This window comes from Deinococcus sp. LM3, from assembly GCF_002017875.1.
Classification (GTDB): Bacteria; Deinococcota; Deinococci; order Deinococcales; family Deinococcaceae; genus Deinococcus.
Map to the genome: position 1 here is coordinate 2,028,060 of NZ_MUFV01000001.1, position 21,500 is coordinate 2,049,559.

22 protein-coding genes and 1 tRNA gene are annotated in these 21,500 nt (G+C 69.1%); 19 read left to right on the plus strand and 4 right to left on the minus strand.

The window, feature by feature from the left end; translation table 11 throughout:
- Positions 1-103: 103 nt before the first annotated feature.
- From BXU09_RS09505 to BXU09_RS09530, 6 genes are all read left to right on the plus strand, one after another.
- On the plus strand, positions 104-1,123 hold the full coding sequence (locus BXU09_RS09505; RefSeq protein ID WP_078302088.1) for a D-alanine--D-alanine ligase family protein: 1,020 nt from the start codon (positions 104-106) through the stop codon (positions 1,121-1,123).
- 90 nt (positions 1,124-1,213) lie between these two features.
- Positions 1,214-2,209 carry an extracellular solute-binding protein gene (locus BXU09_RS09510; RefSeq protein WP_078302090.1) on the plus strand — a complete coding sequence of 332 codons (996 nt, stop codon included), beginning with the start codon at positions 1,214-1,216 and terminating at the stop codon, positions 2,207-2,209.
- Between the two features lie 194 nt (positions 2,210-2,403).
- Positions 2,404-4,059, plus strand: coding sequence for an iron ABC transporter permease (locus BXU09_RS09515; RefSeq protein ID WP_205684141.1), 1,656 nt, complete (start codon positions 2,404-2,406; stop codon positions 4,057-4,059).
- Complete coding sequence (locus tag BXU09_RS09520; RefSeq protein WP_078302092.1) at positions 4,056-5,141, plus strand: ABC transporter ATP-binding protein; 1,086 nt, start codon at positions 4,056-4,058, stop codon at positions 5,139-5,141. Before BXU09_RS09515 ends, BXU09_RS09520 begins: the two co-directional genes overlap by 4 nt.
- Positions 5,142-5,426: 285 nt before the next feature.
- Positions 5,427-6,284 (plus strand): neutral zinc metallopeptidase, encoded by an 858-nt coding sequence (locus tag BXU09_RS09525; RefSeq protein WP_078302093.1) that lies wholly within the window; start codon positions 5,427-5,429, stop codon positions 6,282-6,284.
- 86 nt (positions 6,285-6,370) lie between these two features.
- On the plus strand, positions 6,371-7,063 hold the full coding sequence (locus tag BXU09_RS09530; RefSeq protein WP_144012054.1) for a SprT family zinc-dependent metalloprotease: 693 nt from the start codon (positions 6,371-6,373) through the stop codon (positions 7,061-7,063).
- Between the two features lie 61 nt (positions 7,064-7,124).
- Here the strand turns inward: BXU09_RS09530 and BXU09_RS09535 are convergent, their stop codons facing one another.
- A complete protein-coding gene (locus BXU09_RS09535) occupies positions 7,125-7,337 on the minus strand; it encodes a hypothetical protein (RefSeq protein WP_078302096.1) in 213 nt (70 codons plus the stop codon).
- Between the two features lie 124 nt (positions 7,338-7,461).
- On the opposite strand from BXU09_RS09535, the gene BXU09_RS09540 reads away from it, so the two are divergent.
- Together BXU09_RS09540 and BXU09_RS09545 are read left to right on the plus strand one after the other, a co-directional pair.
- Entirely contained in the window at positions 7,462-8,598 is a 1,137-nt protein-coding gene (locus BXU09_RS09540) for a PQQ-dependent sugar dehydrogenase (protein WP_078304914.1), read from the plus strand.
- Positions 8,599-8,628: 30 nt separating this feature from the next.
- Positions 8,629-9,156: an adenylate kinase gene (locus BXU09_RS09545; RefSeq protein ID WP_078302097.1), complete on the plus strand. Its 528-nt coding sequence runs from the start codon at positions 8,629-8,631 to the stop codon at positions 9,154-9,156.
- Here BXU09_RS09545 and BXU09_RS09550 read toward each other — a convergent pair whose 3' ends face one another.
- Both BXU09_RS09550 and hflX read right to left on the minus strand, forming a co-directional pair.
- On the minus strand, positions 9,157-10,086 hold the full coding sequence (locus tag BXU09_RS09550; protein WP_240501144.1) for an endonuclease/exonuclease/phosphatase family protein: 930 nt from the start codon (positions 10,084-10,086) through the stop codon (positions 9,157-9,159). It lies immediately after the preceding gene.
- Positions 10,087-10,208: 122 nt separating this feature from the next.
- The gene (gene hflX, locus BXU09_RS09555; protein ID WP_078302098.1) at positions 10,209-11,930 is read right to left on the minus strand and encodes a GTPase HflX; all 1,722 of its coding nucleotides are present in this window, start codon (positions 11,928-11,930) and stop codon (positions 10,209-10,211) included.
- Positions 11,931-12,207: 277 nt separating this feature from the next.
- Between hflX and BXU09_RS09560 the strand changes: the two genes are divergently transcribed.
- Complete coding sequence (locus tag BXU09_RS09560) at positions 12,208-12,678, plus strand: hypothetical protein (RefSeq protein WP_078302100.1); 471 nt, start codon at positions 12,208-12,210, stop codon at positions 12,676-12,678.
- 65 nt (positions 12,679-12,743) lie between these two features.
- Here BXU09_RS09560 and BXU09_RS09565 read toward each other — a convergent pair.
- A tRNA-Ser gene (locus BXU09_RS09565) sits at positions 12,744-12,833 on the minus strand.
- Positions 12,834-13,207: 374 nt separating this feature from the next.
- On the opposite strand from BXU09_RS09565, the gene rpsL reads away from it, so the two are divergent.
- The 10 genes from rpsL (at position 13,208) to rplB (ending at position 21,499) form a co-directional block, all read left to right on the plus strand.
- Positions 13,208-13,612: a 30S ribosomal protein S12 gene (gene rpsL / locus BXU09_RS09570; protein ID WP_055363465.1), complete on the plus strand. Its 405-nt coding sequence runs from the start codon at positions 13,208-13,210 to the stop codon at positions 13,610-13,612.
- Between the two features lie 163 nt (positions 13,613-13,775).
- Complete coding sequence (rpsG, locus tag BXU09_RS09575) at positions 13,776-14,246, plus strand: 30S ribosomal protein S7 (protein WP_055363464.1); 471 nt, start codon at positions 13,776-13,778, stop codon at positions 14,244-14,246.
- Between the two features lie 155 nt (positions 14,247-14,401).
- Positions 14,402-16,495, plus strand: coding sequence for an elongation factor G (gene fusA / locus BXU09_RS09580; protein ID WP_055363463.1), 2,094 nt, complete (start codon positions 14,402-14,404; stop codon positions 16,493-16,495).
- Between the two features lie 171 nt (positions 16,496-16,666).
- Complete coding sequence (locus BXU09_RS09585) at positions 16,667-17,092, plus strand: hypothetical protein (RefSeq protein WP_055363462.1); 426 nt, start codon at positions 16,667-16,669, stop codon at positions 17,090-17,092.
- Positions 17,093-17,589: 497 nt separating this feature from the next.
- Positions 17,590-18,807 carry an elongation factor Tu gene (gene tuf, locus BXU09_RS09590; RefSeq protein ID WP_078302101.1) on the plus strand — a complete coding sequence of 406 codons (1,218 nt, stop codon included), beginning with the start codon at positions 17,590-17,592 and terminating at the stop codon, positions 18,805-18,807.
- A 5-nt stretch (positions 18,808-18,812) separates the two neighbouring features.
- Positions 18,813-19,136: a 30S ribosomal protein S10 gene (rpsJ, locus tag BXU09_RS09595; RefSeq protein WP_014685998.1), complete on the plus strand. Its 324-nt coding sequence runs from the start codon at positions 18,813-18,815 to the stop codon at positions 19,134-19,136.
- The gene (gene rplC, locus BXU09_RS09600) at positions 19,133-19,753 is read left to right on the plus strand and encodes a 50S ribosomal protein L3 (protein WP_055362771.1); all 621 of its coding nucleotides are present in this window, start codon (positions 19,133-19,135) and stop codon (positions 19,751-19,753) included. The genes rpsJ and rplC overlap by 4 nt, the downstream gene beginning before the upstream one ends.
- 3 nt (positions 19,754-19,756) lie before the next feature.
- The gene (gene rplD, locus BXU09_RS09605; RefSeq protein WP_055362772.1) at positions 19,757-20,368 is read left to right on the plus strand and encodes a 50S ribosomal protein L4; all 612 of its coding nucleotides are present in this window, start codon (positions 19,757-19,759) and stop codon (positions 20,366-20,368) included.
- Positions 20,365-20,652, plus strand: a complete 288-nt coding sequence (locus BXU09_RS09610; RefSeq protein WP_055362773.1) for a 50S ribosomal protein L23 — start codon at positions 20,365-20,367, stop codon at positions 20,650-20,652. Before rplD ends, BXU09_RS09610 begins: the two co-directional genes overlap by 4 nt.
- Before the next feature lie 13 nt (positions 20,653-20,665).
- Entirely contained in the window at positions 20,666-21,499 is an 834-nt protein-coding gene (gene rplB / locus BXU09_RS09615; protein WP_078302102.1) for a 50S ribosomal protein L2, read from the plus strand.
- The last annotated feature ends 1 nt before the right edge of the window (position 21,500 follow it).

A 21,500-nucleotide genomic window follows, 5' to 3' on the forward strand; every position in this document is an offset into this window, starting at 1 on the left:
CGCCGACGGCACTGCCCTGCCGACGGCACTGCCCCGCCGACTGCCGGGGCGGTCGCCGGGCGGCCCGGGGGCGCGCGCATTGGGGCGTGGCATACTGCGCCGCGTGAAGAAGCGCATTCTGCTGCTGGCCGGCGGCCAGTCCGGTGAACACGAGGTCAGCCTCATGAGTGCCCGTAGTGTCCTCAGCGCCCTGCCCAGGGATCAGTTCGATGTGACACCCGTGGTGATCAGCAAGCAGGGGCGCTGGCTGCCGCCCACCGAGACGCAGCGCGCCCTGGAGAGCGGCGAGGCCGCGACCGGCGGGGATCTGGTGCTGCACCGCGTGGCGAGTGCCGAGGGCTACGACGCGGTGTTCCCGCTGCTGCACGGCCCGATGGGCGAGGACGGCACCGTGCAGGGCCTGCTGACCCTGGCGGGCATTCCGTTCGTGGGCAGCGGCGTGCTGGGTTCGTCGGTCAGCATGGACAAGGTCATGACCAAGCAGGTGCTGGCCTCGGCCGGGATCGCGCAGGTGGCGTGGCGGCTGGCGGTGCGCCGCGAGTGGCAGCAGGACCCGCAGGCGGTGCGGGACCGCGCGGCCGAACTGGGCTTCCCGCTGTTCGTGAAACCCGCGAACCTGGGGTCCAGCGTGGGCATCAGCAAGGTGGGCACGCCGGACGAACTGGACGGCGCGCTGAACTTGGCGTTCGGGCTGGACCGCCGCGTGATCCTGGAGGCCATGACCAGCCACAAACCCCGTGAGGTCGAGGTGGGCATCCTGGGAAACGACGCGCCCATTGCCAGTCCGGTCGGGGAGCTGCGTTTCGACGCCGAGTTCTACGATTACGAGACGAAGTACACCGAGGGCCGCGCGACCATGCACATCCCGGCGCCGCTGCCGGTGGAGGTGGCCGCGCGGGTGCAGGCGGCGGCGCTGACGGCCTTCCGGGCGCTGGACTGCGCCGGGCTGGCCCGCGTGGATTTCTTCTACGTCGAGGAGACGGGCGAGTTGCTGCTGAACGAGGTGAACACCATGCCGGGCTTCACGACGACCAGCATGTACCCGAAGCTGTTCGAGGCGGCGGGCCTGAGTTACAGCGAGCTGGTCACGCGACTGGTGGGGCTGGCCCTCGAGGAGCGCTGAACGCCGTCCGGGTGGGCTGCGCCCGCTCGGGAGCCGGGCGTGGGACGTTTGTACCTTATTAATCCGACCTGCTTACTTAGGATTACGGACATGAAGCGTACCCTGCTCGCCGTCACCGCCCTGCTGCTCGCCGGCACCAGCCTCGCGCAGACCAAGACCCTGACCGTCTACTCCGGCCGCGCCAAGACCTTCGTCGACCCGGTCGTGCAGCAGTTCGAACGTCAGACCGGCATCAAGGTCAACGTCCGCTACGGCACCGACGCCCAGCTGGTCGCCGCGATCCGCGAGGAAGGCAGCAAGAGCCCCGCCGACGTCTTCTGGGGCAACTCCATGGGCGCCCTGGGCGAACTGGCCGAGGAAGGCCGCTTCACGAAACTCGGCACTGCCCTGACCCGCAACGTCAGCAGCGACTACCTGCCCGAGAACCGCTCCTGGCTGCCCACCACCGTGCGCTTCCGCACCCTGGCGTACAACACCGGCAAGATCAAGCCCGAATCCCTGCCCGACTCCATCCTGGACCTGCCCAAGATGACCAGCCTCAAGGGCCGCATCGGCTGGACCGTCAGCTACCCCAGCTTCCAGGACTTCCTGGGCGCCATGATCAGCAAGTACGGCGAGGCCACCACCCGCCAGTGGCTCGAGGGCATGAAGGCCCTGCAGCCCAAGGACTACAAGACCAGCAACGTGGGCATGCTCGAAGCCATGCGCGCCGGCGAGATCGACGTGGCGCTCACCAACCACTACTACATCCAGCGCGTGAACCGCCTGAGCTACCCCATCGACACGTACTTCTTCAAGAACGGCGACATCGGCAACCTGGGCAACGCCACGGGCGCCGCCATCCTGAAGACCACCAAGAACAGCGCCAGCGCCGCCCGCTTCCTGAGCGCCCTGGTCGCCAAGGACGCCCAGACCTTCTTCCTGAGCGTGAACTTCGAGTACCCGGTCATCGGGAACATCCTGCAGCCCACCACCATGCTGCCCTACAGCGACGTGGTCAAGCGCAGCCCCCGCATCGACCCCACCGTGCTGCCCAAGAACATCGACAAGGCCCAGAAACTGCTGCGCGACGCCGGCCTGCTCTGATCCCCCAGTCCTGATCCCCTGGCCGCGACGCTAGACCGGACCGCCGCCCCGACCCACGACCCGTGGGGGGGCGGCGGCCTGCGCTGGTGGGGCCGGGTGGGGGTCGCCGGGACGCCCGCCCTGAATCCTGACCGATCCACTCTGCTATGGTGGCCCGGCTGCGACGGCTCCGGCCGCGCCCGCCCCCTGCCCCCATGAACGCGCGCCGCCCCCACCCCCTGCTGCTGCTCCCGGCCCTGCTGGCCGTGCTGGGCGTCCTGCTGCCGCTGGTGTACCTCGTGCTGCGCGCCCTGGACGCCGAGAGCAGCGAACTGCGCGAGATCGTGTTCCGCGCCCGCAACCTGGAACTGCTGGCCAACACCCTGCTGCTCACGCTGGGCGTTCTGGCCGGCACGACCCTGATCGCACTGCCGCTGGCGTACCTCGCGGCCCGCACGGACCTGCGCCCCCGCCGCCTGCTGATGCTGCTGGGCGTGCTGCCACTGGCCATTCCCGGCTACGTGGGCGCGTACGCCCTGATCGCCGCGAGCGGCGCCGGCGGCACCATCGACGCCCTGACCGGCATCCGCTGGCCCGGCCCGGGCGGGTACTGGGGCGCGCTGGGTGTCCTGACGCTGTTCACGTTCCCGTACCTGTTCCTGAACCTGCACGCCGCGCTGCGCACCCAGGACCCCGCCCTGGAGGACGCCGCGCGCCTACTGGGCCGCACGCCGTGGCAGACCTTCCGGGAGGTCACGCTGCCGTACCTGCGCCCCGCGTGGCTGTCCGGCGCGCTTCTGATCGCCCTGCACGTGCTGGGGGACTTCAGCGTGGTCAGCCTGATGCGTTTTCCCACCTTCAGCGCCGCCATCTACCAGCAGTACACCGCCGCGTACGACCGGGTGTACTCGGCGTGGCTGGCGCTGGCGCTGCTGCTGGTCACGGGGGCCGCGCTGCTGCTCGAGGCCCGCCTGATGCGCGGCGTGCGCCTGTCCCGCGTGTCCCCCGGCGGCACGCGCCGCCCCACGGTCCTCTCGCTGGGGCGCGGGGCGCCGCTCGCCTGGGCCGCGCTGGCCGTGCTGGCGGGCGCGGCGCTGATCGTGCCGCTGGGAACCATCGTGTACTGGCTGCGTCTGGAAACCAACCCGTTCGCCTGGAGCAGCCTGTGGGAGGCGTTCCAGAGTGCGCTGGGCGCCGCGGCGGTCGCGGCCGTCACCACCACCGCCCTGGCGTTCCCGCTGGCGTACATCGGCAGTCGCCACAGCGGCCCGCTGGCCCGGCTGACCGAACGGGCCGCGTACCTGGGGTACGCCACGCCGCCCCTGGCGTTCGCGCTGGCGCTGGTGTTCTTCACGCTGAACGTCGTGCCGCCGCTGTACCAGACCTTCCCGCTGCTGATCATCGCGTACACCCTGCACTTCCTGGCCGAGGCGATCGGCCCGGTCCGCACCAGCCTCCTGAAAGCCACGCCGCGCCTCGAGGAAGCCGGGCGTCTGCTGGGCCTGAGTGCCCCGCAGACGCTGCGGCGCGTGACCATCCCGCTCGTCCGGCCGGGCCTGCTGGTCAGCGCGGCCTTCGTGTTCCTGAGCGTCCTGAAGGAACTGCCGCTCACGCTGCTGCTGTCGCCCATCGGCTTCGAGACGCTCTCCCGCAACGTCTGGGCGTACACCGAGGAGGCGCAGTACGCCTCGGCCGCACCCTACGCACTGGCGCTGGCCCTCAGCGGCGCGCTGCTGACCCTGCTGATCCTGCGCCGCGAGGACCGCCGCGCGCCGCCCCCCGCCCGCCCTGCCTCAACCCGACCCGACCCGACCCGCCCCACCACCCAGCCGGCCACCCCGCCGGCCCCCACCAAGGAAGGCCCCGCATGACCCAGACCCCGGCCCGCACCCCCGGCCCCGTGACCGCCCCGGCCACCGACCCGGCCACCCTGGAACTGCTGGGGCTGGGCAAACGCTACGCGCCGGGCCTGCCGCCGGTCGTGGACGACCTGAACCTGAGCGTGTCGCGCGGCGAGCTGCTGACCCTGCTGGGCCCCAGCGGGTGCGGCAAGACCACCACCCTGCGCCTGATCGCCGGACTGGAACGCCCGGACAGCGGCGAGATCCGCATCGAGGGCCGCAGCGTCACCGCGCCCTTCGCGCCCCCCGAGCGGCGCGGCGTGGGCCTGGTCTTCCAGGATTACGCGCTGTTCCCGCACCTGAACGTGCTGGGGAACGTGCTGTTCGGCCTGCGGCACCTGCCGCGCCACGAGCGGCTGCCCCGCGCCCGCGAGACGCTGTCCCTGGTGGGCCTGACCGTCTTCGAGACGCGCCGCCCGGACCAGCTGAGCGGCGGGCAGCAGCAGCGGGTCGCGCTGGCCCGCGCGCTCGCCCCGCGCCCCAGCGTCCTGCTGCTGGACGAACCGTTCAGCAACCTCGACGCGCAGCTGCGCCACTCCACCCGCCAGGAGGTGCGCGCCATCCTGCGCCGCGCCGGCACGACCGCCATCCTGGTCACGCACGATCAGGAGGAAGCGCTGGCGTTCAGCGACCGGCTGGTCGTCATGCGCGGCGGCCGCGTCGAGCAGAGCGGCCCCCCGCACGAGGTGTACGCCCGCCCCAGCACGGCGTTCGTGGCGAACTTCCTGGGCCGCAGCAACCTGCTGGGCGGCACCGCCGACCGCTTCATGGCCCGCACCGCCCTGGGCGTCCTGCCGCTCATGGAGGCCGCCAGCGGCCCGGTCCTGGTCAGTGTCCGCCCGGAGCACCTGACCTTCACGGACGACCCGCAGGGCACGCCCGTCACCATCGTCGCCCGTGAATTCAAGGGGCACGACGTGACGTACACCGTCCGCCTGGGCAACAGCCAGGAACTGCTGGTGCATGTCCCCAGCGACACCGTCCGCCCGGAAGGCAGCGAGGCCCGCGTGAGCGTCACGCACCCCGCCCGCGCCGTACCGTCCCCCGCCTGATCCGGAGTCCGTCTGATGGACTCCGATTGAATGGCTTGCAAAGCCGCTGGGTCCGAGCGGATGCGAGTGAGAGAGAAACGGGTTCCGGACGTGGAGCTGGCAATCCGGTGAAGTTCCGGATTGTCAGCGAAACAAACGGCAGTCCGTCTGACCCCCCAGAATCCATAAAGGTACCGTCAGACAGGGCTGGCCGCGCGGCCCATACACTGTGTTCCGGACCACTCACAATCCCGCCTGCCTCATGAGACGGCCGGGGGCGGTCATGAAAAGGAGACACGAGCCTGTATGGACTGGAAAAATCTTCCCGGTAGCGGAGGCGGCGTCGAGGACCGGCGCGGCAGGGGCGGTGGCGGCGGGATCGCCGTGGGCGGCGTGGGCGGCCTGATCATCGCCCTGATCGCCATGTTCTTTGGCATCGACCCCGGCGCGATCCTGGGGGGCGGCAGCAGCGAACCCCAGCAGACCCAGTCCCAGTCGGGGCAGCCCCAGGCAGACGACGCCGAGTACCAGTTCGTCAACCAGATTCACCGCAGCACCAACCTCGTCTGGGACGGCATCTTCACGCAGGCGGGCCGCACGTACAACGAGCCCCGGCTGATCCTGTACACCCAGGGCACCAGCAGCGGTTGCGGCGCGGCCAGTTCGGCCGTCGGCCCCTTCTACTGCCCGGCCGACTCGTCCATCTACCTCGATACCAGCTTCTTCGCGCAGATGGACCGGCAGCTCGGCGGCGGCGGCGACTTCGCCTACTCGTACGTGATCGCCCACGAGGTCGGGCACCACGTGCAGAACGAACTCGGCATCGCCGATCAGGTGAGCCGCAAGCAACGCACCGCCCGCAGCGAGGCCGAGGCGAACAGCTACTCCGTGCGCCTGGAACTCCAGGCCGACTGCTTCGCGGGCGTGTGGGGCAGCAAGGTGCAGTCCGTCGCCAGCCTCACCCAGGAGGACCTGCGCGAGGCCGTCAGCACGGCCGAGGCCATCGGGGACGACAACCTGCAACGCCAGTCGGGCAGCCGCGTCGTGCCGGACTCGTTCACTCACGGCAGCGCCCAGCAGCGCGTCAACTGGTTCATGAAGGGCCTGCGCAGCGGCGACGCGAACACCTGCGACACCTTCAGCGTTCCCTACCGCCAGCTGTAACGCCGGGGACCAGAACACCGGCAGCGGGCCGGGGTGCGTGACGTGAATCACGGCGCCCCGGCCCGAACTGCGCTCTGCTGGGAGGCGTGAGCGGCGCAACGAACCCGAACGGATGGCAGGTGGCCGGGATTCCCGTCCTCGTGAAACGCAGCGACCGGCGCCGCACCGTGGCGCTCCAGGTAAAACCCGGCGAGGTCACCCTGTACGCGCCCGTCCGCGTGCCCGACACGAAACTGCTGGAGATCCTGAACGCCCGGCGCGACTGGGTGGCCGGGCACCTCGCGCAGTACGCCCGCATGGTTCCGGCCGCGCCTCTGTCACTGACGGACGGCCAGTCGCTCGCGTTCCTGGGCGACACCCTGACCCTGCGCCTCTCGGAGTACGCGGCCCGCCCCGAGCGGCGCGGCGACACGCTGCACCTGCCCGCCGCACACGCGGACGCCGCCCTGGAAGCCTGGACGCGCCACGCCACGCACGAACCGTACCGCGCGCTGGTCGCCGGGTACGCCACCCAGCTGGGCGCACAGAACCGGCTGCGGCGCGTGCTGGTGGCCGGGGCGAAGGGCCGCTGGGGCAGCTGCACCGCCGGCGGCGACATCCGGCTGCACTGGCGCCTGACCCGCGCCCCCCTGCCGGTCCTGCACTACGTGGCGCTGCACGAGGCGGCGCACCTGCTCGAACTGAACCACTCGCCGCGCTACTGGGCGCACGTGGCGCGCGTCATGCCCGACTGGCAGGCCCACCGCGCGTGGCTGCGGACGCACGGGCACACCCTCTGAACGGCAGCACAGAGGGTCAGGAATCCAGGTCGGACTCCTGACCCTCTATGGTCAAGCGCACTTACATCGCGGGCATGGGCGCTGGTGTCGGCAGGCCCGGCGTGTCCGGGTTGTCGGTGGGGGTGGGCTCCGGCATGCCGGGCGTATCCGGGTTCACCGGCGGGTCGCTGATCTCGCCGATGTCGCCGCGTCCCGGCATCTGCTCGGGCAGCGGGGCGGGCGTGTCAGTCGGTTCGGTCGCGGGAGCGGTCGGACGGTCGTACGGTCCAGTCATGGTGCACCTCCTGGGTGTGGATGGGTCAGTCTGGCGCGTCACGGTGGGCGCCAGCGCACAGCGGCATGAAGCGCCCTTCATTCCCCTTCACGCCAGCCGCGCGGCCCACACGGCACACTGGAGCATGACCCCGCGATTCCCGATCCGCGCTGCCGTTCTCCTGTCCGGTGCCCTGCTGACCGGCCCCGGTGCGGCGGCCCAGACGGCAGCGCCCGCTGTAACCTTCCAGCCGTTCGTGAGCGGCCTGACGCAGGTCACGGCCATCACGCACGCCGGGGACGATTCCGGGCGGCTGTTCGTCACGCAGCAGGACGGCCGGGTACGGGTCGTCACGGGCGGGCGCGTGCAGCCGCAGGTGTTCCTGGACCTGCGGTCCCTGACCCGCGCGGGCGGCGAACGCGGCCTGCTGGGACTGGCCTTCGACCCGGCCTTCAAGACCAACCGCCGCCTGTACGTGCATTACACCGACCGCTCCGGGAACACCGTCCTGGCGCGCTACGTGGCAGCCTCCAGCGGCACGACCGCCGACCCGGCCAGCGCGAAGACCCTGTTCACGGCCCGTCAGCCGTACTCGAACCACAACGGCGGGCAGCTCGCCTTCGGCCCGGACGGGTTCCTGTACCTGGGCCTGGGCGACGGTGGGTCCGGCGGCGACCCGCAGAATCTCGCACAGAACCTCTCCTCACCGCTGGGGAAACTGCTGCGTTTCGACGTGCGCGGCGACGCCGCCCGACCCGCGCCCGGCAACCCCTTCCTGACCCGCTCGGGCGCGAACCCGAACATCTGGGCGTACGGCCTGCGCAACCCCTGGCGGTTCTCCTTCGACCGGCAGACCGGCGACCTGATCATCGCGGACGTCGGCCAGAACGCCTTCGAGGAGATCGATTTCCAGCCGCGCGCCAGCCGGGGCGGCGAGAACTACGGCTGGCGCCCCCGCGAGGGCCGGCAGTGCTTCGAGCCGAACTGCTCTGCGCAGGGCTTCGTGGACCCGGTGCTGGTGTACGGCCGCCAGGAAGGGCAGAGCGTCACGGGCGGGTTCGTGTACCGGGGCGCGGCCATTCCCGCCCTGAAAGGCCAGTATGTGTTCGCGGACTTCGCCAGCGGCACCGTGTGGGCCGCGCCCGCCCGGGGGCAGGCCTGGACGAAACGCACCCTGGGCCGTGTGGACAACCCCAGCACCTTCGGCGAGGACGAACGCGGCGAACTGTACGTCGCCGAGTACTCCAGCGGCCGCCTGTTGAAACTCGCGCCCGGCCGCTGATGGCCCGCCCCGGTCTGCTGTACTGAAGGGATGCGCAGAATCATCGTGATCGGCACGACCGGCAGCGGCAAGACCACCTTCGCCCGCGCCCTCGCCGCCCGGCTGGGCGTCCCGCACGGCGAGCAGGACGCCTGGAACCACGGCCCCGGCTGGCAGGAAACGCCACTCCCGCTGTTCCGGGCGCAGGTCGCCGCTTTCACCGCCGCCGACACCTGGGTCATGGACGGCAATTACAGCAAGGCCCGAGACCTGGGCTGGGCGCGCGCCGACACGCTCGTGTGGCTGGATTACCCGGCGCCCGTCGTGTTCTGGCGCGTCCTGACCCGCACGGTGCGCCGCGTGGCGACCCGTCAGGAACTCTGGAACGGCAACCGCGAGACGCTGCGCGGCGCCCTGCAACCCGACGGCCCGGTCCGCTGGTTCTTCCGCACCCACTGGCAGCGCCGCCGCGATACCCCCGCGCAGGCCGCCGCCTACCCGCACCTGACCCTGATCCGCCTGCGGACCCCCGCCCAGGCGGCCGCGTGGCTGCGGGCGCAGGGAAACACGGCGCGCTGATCAGTCCGCTGGCGTCCAGCGGTACTCGGCCAGCAGGGGCCGGTGGTCACTGAGCGCCCAGGGCAGCACCTGAGTCCGTGTGGGCATCAGGCCCCGGCCCATCAGGTGATCGATCCGCAGGCGCAGCGAGGGAAAGGTCCAGCCCGGCCCGCGCCCGGCGAGGTCATGCGCGTCCGGCCCGAACGCGGCCCGCAGGTCGCGGTACACCTGCCCGCGCGGCGGGGTGTTCAGGTCGCCGCCCAGCAGCGACCGCCCCGGCGCCCCGGCCGCGACCGCCCGCAGCAACTGCACCTGTCCGGCACGGGCGTCCCGCGTGCGCCGCACCCGCGCCAGATCACCCGTCAGGACCGAACTGACCTGCACGGTGCCCAGGTGCGCGTTCACGACCGTCAGCGGCTCGCCCCGCCACTCCAGGCGCGTGACCAGCAGTTCGCGGCGGTTGCCCGGCAGCGCCTCTGACCGGCTGCCCAGCAGCGGCAGGCGCGTCAGGGTCATCACCTCTCCGGCCTCCGCCACCGCGTACCCCGGCAGGGCGCGCAGAAACGCCGCCCGGAAGTCCGGCTGCACGAAGCGCGACTCCTGAAGCAGCAGCACGTCCGCCTTCAGGGACTGCAGGCGGCCCGCCAGTTCGTCCGGCGTGGTGCGCGCCCCGCCCAGCACGTTGAAGGTCACGACCCGCAGCGTGCCCTTCTGCTGCGGCGTCCAGTGCAGCAGCCCCGCGCCCCAGACGGCCAGCAGCAGTGCCGCCAGGGCCACTCGCCGCCCCCGGCGCCGCCACAGCGCCCAGGCCAGGGCCGGCAGGGTCGCCAGCACCCACAGCAGCGGCGGCGCGTACGCCAGCAGCAGCGTGGGCAACGTCCGCTCGGCGGGCCACTCGCCCAGCGCCCAGGTCAGGCACACCAGCAGCAGCGTCATCCAGGCCAGTTTCACAGGGCGCAGTCTGCCGCACCGGGCAGGGTGCGCCGTCCACCCAAAGAAAGTCAGCCAAAGAAAGGGGGAGAGGCCGCCTCGCCCCTCCCCCCGTCGTCACCGACTATCTGGCGGTACTGATCTCAGCGGTACTGGGCGGCCAGATCCCGCGCCTCTTCCCGAGCGGCGAGTTCCTGACGCTGCACCAGGGCCACGGCGTCCGTCAGGGCTTCCTTCAGGTCGGCGGTTCCGATGTTCTTCAGCGCGCTGACGGGGATACCGCCGTCCGTGCGGTCAATCTGGCGTTCCAGCGCCTCGGGGTCGGCCGCGTCGGCCTTGTTCAGCGCGATCACGGTCGGCAGGTCCCGGAAGCCTAGGTCTTCCAAGATGCGGTTCACGGCGTCCAGGCGGGTGTCCGCGCCGGGGCTGGCGGCGTCGACCACGTGCAGCAGTACGTCCGCGTCCCCGATTTCCTCCAGGGTGGACCGGAACGCGCGCGTCAGGTCCTTGGGCAGGTCGCGGATGAAGCCCACGGTGTCGGTCAACACGACCGGCCCGATGCCTTCCAGGTAGCCCTGGCGGCTGGTGGGTCGCAGCGTGGCGAACAGTTTGTTCTCGGCCAGCACGCGCCGGGGTTCCTCGGCGGCGTGCGTGAAGGCGTTCAGCAGGGTGCTCTTGCCCGCGTTCGTGTACCCCACGATGGAGATGACCGGCACGGCGTTGCGTTCGCGGGTCTTGCGGCGTTCCTCGCGGCGCTGCGCCACTCCTTCCAGTTGTTTTTCCAGGAAGGACAGGCGGTCGTTGATGCGGCGGCGGTCCAGCTCCAGTTTCGTCTCACCGGGGCCGCGCGTGCCGATCGCGCCGCCGGCCGCGCTGCCGCCGCCCCCGCCGATGCGGGACAGGGCCGCGCCCGCGCCCAGCAGGCGGGGTTTCATGTAGCGCAGCTGCGCGAGTTCCACCTGCAGGCGCGATTCCACGCCCTGCGCATGCAGCGCGAAGATATCCAGGATCAGCTGCGTGCGGTCGATGATCTTCAGGCCCGTCGCGGCCTCGATTTCACGCGCCTGGGCCGGGCCGAGTTCCTGCCCGAAGATCAGCAGGTCCGCGTCCAGGTGGTAGGCGCGGCTGGTCAGTTCTTCCAGCTTGCCCGCCCCGACCAGGGTGCCGGCCTTCAGGTTCTTGCGGTACACCAGTTCGCGGTACACGACCTCCGCGCCGGCCGTGCGGGCCAGTTCGGCCAGTTCGTCCAGGCGTTCCTCGGCGTCGAATTCGCCCTGGTCGATCTGCACCAGAATGGCGCGCTCGTGGTCCTTCTTCGAGACGCGGGTGCGGGCGGCGCGGGCGATTTCTTCCTCCAGCGCCTGCACCTGCGCGCCCAGGTCGAACTCGTCGATCTGGAAGGCCGGGACGGGCGGCAGGATGCGCCAGTCCTCTTCCTCGCCGACCGTGCCAGGGGGCGTCAGGTGCGCGGTGTGCACCAGGCCCGGCTGCCCGCCGTCGCGTACCTCGATGGCCGTCACGGCGTCCAGGCGGCGCAGGAACAGCGTGGACAGGTCGCCCTTGCTCAGCACGCCGCCGCGCGGGTGGGTGTGCAGCAGGTGAAAGCCGCTCAGGCGGTTCTCGCCCATGCGCAGGTCCGGGAATTCGGTGCCCTTGGCGTCGGCCACGCTGACGCTGATCACGCGGCCACGCCGGTCGATCAGGACGCCCACCTCGCGGCGGATGTCGCTGGACAGTTCCGCGAGGTTGCGCGCCAGTTCCGGCGAGCCCACGCGGCCCGGCTCGATGCGGCGGCGGTACAGGTTGCCCAGGGATTTCAGCTGTGCGGGCCGCAGGCCCGAGGTGTTGCCGTGTACTTTATCTATCTTCGGTCACTTCCTTGTGGGGTCCCCTGCCGTGGCGCCGCGTCGGCGTCCACGGGGGAGGGGAGGGGTGCGTTTCGGGGGGAGGGCAGACGCACGTTCGGGCCACCCGGACATCGTCCGCGCAGCGAGGGACACGTGGGTTCCGGCATTGACCCCAGTTTACGGCAGGGGGCCAGTGCGGAACGTGTGCATTCACCGGAAGGTCTGGATCATCGTGCCTTCACGGTAGGGCAGGGCGCACCCGGAACGCATCCGCCAGCTGACGTACCATCCGGGTATGCCCCACCCCGAACTCCTGCGTGACACCCTGCGCGAAGTGCTGTACGGACCGGTCGGTCTGCGCGGCCTGTTCAGCGAGCCCGGCCAGGGGCTGCTGCACGCCGCGCACGCCTTCACGGCCGCGCAGGCCCGCGCGCCGCAGCCCGGTCAGTCCCCTCAGCCCGCCCGGCCCAGCGTGGCAGCGCGCGTGATGACCCTGCGTCAGACCCTGCAACTCACGGCCGCGACCCTGGCCGACCCGCACGCCCTGCTGGGCGACCCCACCGACCCGCGCACCTGGGCACCCGCCGACGACGCCGCGTGGCGCGCGGAACTCGTGGCGCTGGCCGGTGCCGGGCAGGCGCTGTACGACGCCCTGTACCGCCCGCTCAGCGCCGAGGGGCTGCGCGAGGCCCACGGCGCAGTCGTGCAGGCGGCGCGCGAGGCGGCCGTGCTGCGCTTCATCCGGGACACCCTGCCGGCCGGATAGTCGGCGGGCCGACAAGAAAAAGCGAGCGCCGGACGTCCTGAAAGGGGATGTCCGGCGCTCGTGTCTGGCGAAGAGGGTGGGATTCGAACCCACGGTACAGTTGCCCGTACTTCAGTTTTCGAGACTGACCCATTCAACCACTCTGGCACCTCTCCGCACCTGTGATGATCGCCTGAACGGGCGTCCGGGAGTGTAGCACAGCTGCCTGCCCGCGCAACAGCCCCGCCCGGCCGGTCAGAGGGGCAGCCCTCACCCTTGCGCACACAGGGGCGCGAGGAGTATGCTGCCAAGGTTGAAAACTGCCCCGGCTTCCGGGTTGCACCAGGGGGGTTTTTCGGCATACCACCCCACCTTCGTCCCAGCTGCACCTGACCCCGTCCCCCGTGGATACCAGGAACGGCCGCGCGACCCAGGAACCGGCGGTGAGTGATCACCTCCAGACAGGACCCGCAACCCAGCGCCGCCCCGTACGCGTGGGCGGACCCGCCCTCCCGCAAGCAACTGCTTAAGAACCTAGGAGTGATTCACCCTGCCTACCACCCAGCAACTGCTCCGTAAGGGTCGCAAGACGATCCAGAAGAAGAGCAAGGTCCCTGCCCTCAAAGGCAGCCCCTTCCGCCGCGGCGTGTGCACGGTCGTCAAGACCACCACCCCCAAGAAGCCGAACTCGGCGCTGCGTAAGATCGCCCGCGTCCGCCTGTCCAGCGCCTTCGAAGTCACCGCGTACATCCCCGGTGAAGGCCACAACCTGCAGGAGCACAGCGTCGTGCTGATCCGCGGCGGCCGTGTCAAGGACCTTCCCGGTGTGCGCTACCACATCGTGCGCGGCAGCCTCGACACCCAGGGCGTCAAGGACCGTAACAAGAGCCGCTCCAAGTACGGCACCAAGAAGCCCAAGGCCGGCGCCGCCGCCGCGGGCGCGAAGAAGAAGTAACCACGCCCGACCGGGCCGCCCCCAGCGGCTGCCCGCGTCCGCGTGACCTTCGCCGTGAACCGGCCTTCCCACACGGGAACGCCAGTGAAGCAAGTTATTCGCGCCTGAGCGCGCAATCCCCGCCCGGTCAACAGTGGACCGGAAGGGGCCAAAGGGAGTCAACATGGCACGTCGCCGCCAAGCAGAAGTGCGCGTCATTCAGCCCGACCTGGTCTACCAGGACGTGCTGGTGAGCGCGACCATCAACCGCATCATGCAGGATGGCAAGAAGAACCTCGCCAGCCGCATCTTCTACGGAGCCATGAAGCTCGTGCAGGAACGCACCGGCCAGGAGTCCCTGAAGATCTTCAAGCAGGCCTTCGACAACGTCAAACCCCGCGTCGAAGTCCGCAGCCGCCGCGTCGGCGGCAGCACCTACCAGGTGCCCGTCGAGGTCAGCGCCCGCCGTCAGCAGAGCCTCACGCTGCGCTGGATGATGGCCGCCGTCGAGAGCCGCCCCGAGCGCACCGCCATCGAGCGCCTCGCCGGTGAAATCATGGACGCCGCGCAGGGCCGTGGCGGCGCCATCAAGAAGAAAGACGACATCGAGCGCATGGCGGAAGCCAACCGCGCCTACGCGCACTACCGCTGGTAATCCCGCTTCACGTCCCCCCTCTGCGGGGGACTGGAGGGAGCGAGACGGACGGCGGCCCGCCCGCCGTCCATTTCGCATGAGACCCGCGCCCCACACGGCCTCCGCGCCGAGCTGACGGTGACGAGACACGTCACCCGACAGAATCAGGGAGTCTTATGACCACCAAAGCCCAGAGCTACCTGCACCACTTCCGCAACATCGGGATTGCCGCGCACATCGACGCCGGTAAGACCACCACCACCGAGCGCATCCTGTACTACACCGGACGCACCCACAACATCGGCGAAGTGCACGACGGCGCCGCCACCATGGACTGGATGGAGCAGGAGCGCGAGCGCGGCATCACCATCACCGCCGCCGCCACCACCGCCAAGTGGAAGCACTCCACGACCGGCGAAGAGTACACCGTCAACATCATCGACACGCCCGGCCACGTGGACTTCACCATCGAAGTCGAGCGCAGCATGCGCGTGCTCGACGGCGCCGTCGCCGTGTTCGACTCCAGCCAGGGCGTCGAGCCCCAGAGCGAGACCGTGTGGCGTCAGGCCGACCGTTACGGCGTGCCCCGCATCGCGTTCAGCAACAAGATGGACAAGACCGGCGCGAGCTTCGAACTCGTGCTGAACGACATCAAAGAGCGCCTCGGCGCCGTCGCCGCCCCCATCCAGTACCCCATGGGCGCCGAGAACGAGTTCAAGGGCATCATCGACATCGTGCGTCAGCGCGCCCACTTCTACACCAACGACCTGGGCACCGACATCGAGGAAACCGACATCCCGGCCGAGTACGCCGACAAGGTCGTCGAGATCCGCGCCCAGCTGATCGAGGCCGCCGCCGAAGTCGACGAGAACCTGATGATGAAGTACCTCGAAGGCGAGGAACCCACCGTCGAGGAACTCGTGGCCGCCATCCGCAAGGGCACCATCGAGAAGCGCATCTTCCCCGTCCTGTGCGGCAGCGCGCTGAAGAACAAGGGCGTGCAGCTGCTGCTCGACGCCGTCGTCGACTACCTGCCCAGCCCGCTGGAAGTCCCGGCGATCAAGGGCAAGATCGAGGACAGCGAAGAGACCCAGGAGTTCCCCGCGGACCCCGAGGGCAAGCTGGCCGCGCTGGCCTTCAAGATCATGGCCGACCCCTACGTGGGCCGCCTGACCTTCGTGCGCATCTACTCGGGCACCCTGCAGTCCGGCAGCTACGTGTACAACGCCACCAAAGAGAAGCGTGAACGCGTGGGCCGCCTGCTGCGCATGCACGCCAACAGCCGCGAGGAAGTCACCGAACTGAAGGCCGGGGAACTCGGCGCCGTGATCGGCCTGAAAGACGCCGGCACCGGCAACACCCTGATCGGCGACGGCGACGACAAGGTCCTGCTGGAAAGCATCGACGTGCCCGAGCCCGTCATCAAGCTCGCCATCGAGCCCAAGACGAAAGCCGACCAGGAAAAGATGGGCATCGGCCTGCAGAAACTGGCCGAAGAGGATCCCACCTTCCGCGTGGAGTCCGACCAGGAAAGCGGTCAGACCACCATCGCCGGCATGGGCGAACTGCACCTGGAAATCCTGGTGGACCGCCTGCGCCGCGAGTACAAGGTCGACGCGAACGTCGGCGCGCCCCAGGTGGCCTACCGTGAAACCATCACCAAGCAGGTCGAGGTGGACAGCAAGTTCGCCCGCCAGTCCGGTGGTCGCGGTCAGTACGGTCACGTCAAACTGCGCGTGGAGCCCCTGGAGCCCGGCGCCGGCTTCATCTTCGAGAACGCCGTTGTCGGCGGCACCGTGCCCAAGGAGTACATCGGGCCGGCCCAGAAGGGTGTCGAGGAAGCCATGCAGAGCGGCCCCATGCTGGGCTTCCCCGTGGTCGACGTGAAAGTCACCATCTACGACGGCAGCTACCACGAAGTGGACTCCTCGGAAATGGCCTTCAAGATCGCCGGATCCATGGGCCTCAAGGAAGCCGTCCAGAAGGGCAGCCCCGCCATCCTGGAACCCGTCATGCGCGTCGAGGTCACCGTGCCCGACGACTTCATGGGTGACATCATCGGCGACCTGAACAGCCGCCGTGGCCAGATCCAGGGCATGGAAGCCCGCGGCAACGCGCAGATCGTCAAGGCCTTCGTGCCCCTGAGCGAGATGTTCGGTTACGCGACCGACATGCGCTCCAAGACCCAGGGCCGCGCCAGCTACAGCATGTTCTTCGACCACTACACCCAGGTGCCGAACAACATCGCCCAGCAGCTCATCAAGAAGTAACCTTCCTCCGGGAAAGGCGCGCCCCTGCCGGGCGCAGCGCGAGAGGCGGACCCCTGCACGGGTCCGCCTCTTGGCTTGCGCCGGCATTCGGCGGCCAGCCACTTACCCCGGTCAGCCCTGTATCCCCAGCCCGCTGCGGCGCCGCATGCAGCGGGCTGTACTCTGAAGGCGATGACCATGCCCACCGACCCCACTTCCCAGTCCCCGCTGCCGACCCCGCCGGCCCGCCTGTCGTTCATCACGGTGCCGCTGTTGATCGCGCTGTTCTACAACGGCTTTTCGCTGCTGTCCCTGCCGTTCGCCGGTTCGACCCTGAACGAGATGCTGGACATGCTCGGTCAGGGCAGCACGCCGGTCCGGCTGGACGAGGCGCAGATCTCGCTGGTGCTGTGGATCTCGTTCGCCCTGACCGCGGCGCTGATCCTGTGGCTGTACTTCACGCGCCGCGCCGTGATTGAGGGCCGCGCCTGGGGCCGGGTGTCCACCATCGTGATCGGGGTCCTCAGTCTGCTGGCCCTGCCGTTCGGGCCGGTGCTGGGTATTTTCATGCTGATCGGCGCTTTCGACCGGCAGGTGGTCGCCTACACCACCCGCTAAGGACACTGCGTTTCTCCTGTAGATCGGAGAGCGGAGCAGAACCAGTACGTTGGAGCAAGAATGGATGGGCTTCGGGGAAAGCGCCGGAGCCCGCAGTGTGAGCGGCGCGGTACTTGGGTGCGGAAGGACGACGGACCTGTCACTCCGTCCGGATATGGGGGACGGTCAGTTGGGCCATACAGGCTGAAATAATGCCTCCCACCCGGTCACGGGCGACCTCAACAGTCACCTTCCACCGGCCAGGGCTTGTACCGGGAACAGAAATCCTGTACCCTGACTCTTCGGTGCGCCGTGTTTTTCACGGGTCCAGTTGCGAGCTCCGGCCCGCAGCACAGGAACGGAAAGATTCCGGCGCAGCGTGCCAGCTTGGCGGGACACTGCCCTGGCGAGATTCAACCCAATGTGGGTCACGCCACCAGAACCCTGCGGTATGCGCGGGGGGAACCCGATCAAAGGGCCGGTTTTGCGTGTGTCCACCTCTTGGAGGGAGTAAGAACATGGCTAAGGGAACGTTTGAACGCACCAAACCCCACGTGAACGTGGGCACCATCGGTCACGTCGACCACGGCAAGACCACCCTCACCGCGGCCATCACCTTCACCGCCGCCGCCTCGGACCCCACCATCGAAAAACTGGCCTACGACCAGATCGACAAGGCCCCCGAGGAAAAAGCCCGCGGTATCACCATCAACACCGCCCACGTCGAGTACAACACCCCCACCCGCCACTACAGCCACGTCGACTGCCCCGGCCACGCCGACTACGTCAAGAACATGATCACCGGAGCCGCCCAGATGGACGGCGCCATCCTGGTGGTCAGCAGCGCTGACGGCCCCATGCCCCAGACCCGCGAGCACATCCTGCTCGCCCGTCAGGTCGGCGTGCCCTACATCGTCGTCTTCATGAACAAGGTCGACATGGTCGACGACGAAGAACTCCTCGAGCTCGTCGAGATGGAAGTCCGCGAACTCCTCAGCAAGTACGAGTTCCCCGGCGACGACCTCCCCGTCGTCAAGGGCAGCGCCCTGCAGGCCCTCGAAGCCCTCCAGGCCAACCCCAAGACCGCCCGCGGCGAGAACAACTGGGTCGACCGCATCTGGGACCTGCTCGACGCGGTGGACAGCTACATCCCCACCCCCGAGCGCGCCACGGACAAGACCTTCCTGATGCCCGTCGAAGACGTGTTCACGATCACCGGTCGTGGCACCGTGGCCACCGGCCGCGTCGAGCGTGGCGTGGTCAAGGTTCAGGACGAAGTGGAAATCATCGGTCTGCGCGACACGAAGAAGACCACGGTGACCGGGATCGAAATGCACCGCAAGCTGCTGGACAGCGGCATGGCGGGCGACAACGTGGGCGTGCTGCTGCGCGGCGTGGCGCGTGACGACGTGGAACGTGGCCAGGTGCTGGCGAAGCCCGGCAGCATCAAGCCGCACACGAAGTTCGAAGCGAGCGTGTACGTGCTGAGCAAGGACGAAGGCGGGCGTCACAGCGCGTTCTTCGGCGGGTACCGCCCGCAGTTCTACTTCCGCACGACGGACGTGACGGGCGTGGTGGAACTGCCCGAGGGCGTGGAGATGGTCATGCCCGGCGATAACATCACGTTCGTGGTGGAACTGATCAAGCCGATCGCGATGGAAGAAGGCCTGCGCTTCGCCATCCGCGAAGGTGGCCGTACCGTCGGCGCCGGCGTCGTCGCCAAGGTCCTGGAGTAATAGCAATGGTTGCCCCGAAGATTCGCATCAAACTGCGTGGCTTTGACCACAAGGCGCTGGACCAGTCCGCCAGCAAGATCGTGGACACGGTCCGGCGCACCGGAGCGGACGTGAGCGGCCCCGTGCCCCTCCCCACCCGCATCCGCCGCTTCTGCGTGCTGCGCAGCCCCTTCGTCAACAAGGACAGCCGCGAGCACTTCGAGATCCGCACGCACAACCGTCTGGTGGACATCATGAACCCCACCAAGAAGACGATTGACAGCCTGATGACCCTCGACCTGCCCACCGGCGTCGACATCGAGATCAAGACCGTCGGAGGCCGCGCATGAAAGGCATCCTCGGCACCAAGATCGGCATGACCCAGATCTGGAAAGGCGACCGCGCCGTTCCCGTGACCGTCGTGCTGGCTGGCCCGTGCCCCGTCGTGCAGCGCAAGACCGCGCAGACCGACGGCTACGAGGCCGTGCAGATCGGTTACGCTCCCAAGCGCGAGAAGAGCGTCAACCGTCCCGCCGCGGGTCACTTCAAGAAGGCCGGGGTCAGCCCCGTGCGCTTCCTGCGTGAATTCCGTGACTTCAACCCCGAAGGGGACACCGTCGCCATCGACATCTTCTCCGAAGGTGAGAAGATCGACGCGACCGGCACCAGCAAGGGCAAGGGCTTCCAGGGCGTCATGAAGCGCTGGAACTTCAAGGGTGGTCCCGCCAGCCACGGTTCCAAGAAATGGCACCGTCGCCCCGGTTCCATCGGCCAGCGCAAGACGCCCGGCCGCGTGTACAAGGGCAAACGCATGGCCGGCCACATGGGCATGGAGCGCATCACCGTCCAGAACCTGGAAGTGGTCGAGATCCGCGCTGACGAGAACATCATTCTGGTCAAGGGTGCCATTCCCGGCGCCAACGGTGGACTCGTCGTGCTGCGCCAGGCTGCCAAGGGAGGCAAGTAAGACATGGCGCAGATCAACGTCATCGGCAAGAACGGGGGCCGCACCATCGACCTCGAACTGCCGGAAGTGAACAGCGGCGTCCTGCACGACGTCGTCACCTGGCAGCTCGCCAGCCGCCGCCGCGGCACGGCCAGCACCAAGACCCGCGCTCAGGTGAGCGCGACCGGCAAGAAGATGTTCAGCCAGAAAGGCACCGGTAACGCCCGTCACGGCGACCGCAGCGTTCCCACCTTCGTGGGCGGCGGCGTGGCCTTCGGGCCCAAGCCCCGCAGCTACGGCTACACCCTGCCCCGCAAGGTCCGCCAGCTGGGCCTCGCCATGGCCCTGGCCGCCCGCCAGGACGAAGGCAAACTGGTCGCGGTCGACGGCTTCGACGTCGACGGCAAGACCAAGAACTTCGTGTCCTGGGCTGCCCAGAACGGCATGGACGGCACCGAGCGCGTTCTGATCGTCACCGACGACGCCCAGACCCGTCAGGCTGCGCGCAACGTCGCGTGGGCCACCGTGATGCCCGTCGCCGGTCTGAACGCCTACGACATCCTGCGCCACGAGCGCCTGGTGATCGACGCGGTCGCCCTGGAGCCCGCGCAGGAAGAAGAAGGGGAGCAGGCATGAGCCACTACGACATCCTTCAGCAGCCCGTGATCAGCGAGAAAGCCTACGCTGGCATGGAACGCGGCGTGTACACCTTCTGGGTGAGCCCCAAGGCCACCAAGACCGACATCAAGAGCGCCGTTCAGAAAGCGTTCGGCGTGACCGTGATCGGCATCAGCACCATGAACGTCCCCGGCAAGCGCAAGCGCGTCGGCCGGTTCATCGGTCACCGCGCCGACCGCAAGAAGGCCATCGTGCGTCTCGCCGAAGGCCAGAAGATCGAGGCCCTCGAAGGCCAGGCCTAAGGAGAGATTGAACATGGCCGTCAAGAAATACCGTCCGTACACCCCCAGCCGTCGCCAGATGACGACTGCGGACTTCAGCGGACTGACCAAGAAGCGCCCCGAAAAGGCGCTCACCACCGCCCTCCCCAAGACCGGCGGTCGTAACAACCGTGGCCGCATCACCAGCCGCTTCATCGGCGGTGGCCACAAGCGCCTGTACCGCATCATCGACTTCAAGCGCCGCGACAAGGCCGGCGTGACCGCCAAGGTCGCCGCGATCGAGTACGATCCCAACCGCAGCGCCCGCATCGCCCTGCTGCACTACGCCGACGGCGCCAAGCGTTACATCCTGGCCCCCGAAGGCCTGCAGGTCGGCGCGACCGTGAACGCCGGACCCGAAGCCGAACCCAAGCTGGGCAACGCCCTGCCGCTGCGTTTCGTGCCCGTCGGTGCCGTCGTCCACGCCGTGGAACTCGTGCCGCAGAAGGGCGCCCAGCTCGCCCGCAGCGCCGGCACCAGCATCCAGGTGCAGGGCAAGGAAAGCGACTACGTGATCCTGCGACTGCCCAGCGGTGAGCTGCGCCGCGTGCACAGCGAGTGCTACGCGACCATCGGTACGGTCGGCAACGCCGAGCACAAGAACATCAACCTCGGTAAGGCCGGCCGTAGCCGCTGGCTCGGCCGCAAGCCCCACCAGCGTGGTAGCTCCATGAACCCCGTGGATCACCCCCACGGCGGCGGTGAAGGCCGCACCGGTGCCGGACGCGTGCCTGTGTCCCCCTGGGGCCAGCCCGCCAAGGGTCTCAAGACCCGCAAGAAGCGTAAGAACAGCGACCGCTTCATCATCACCCGCCGCGGCGGGAAGTAAG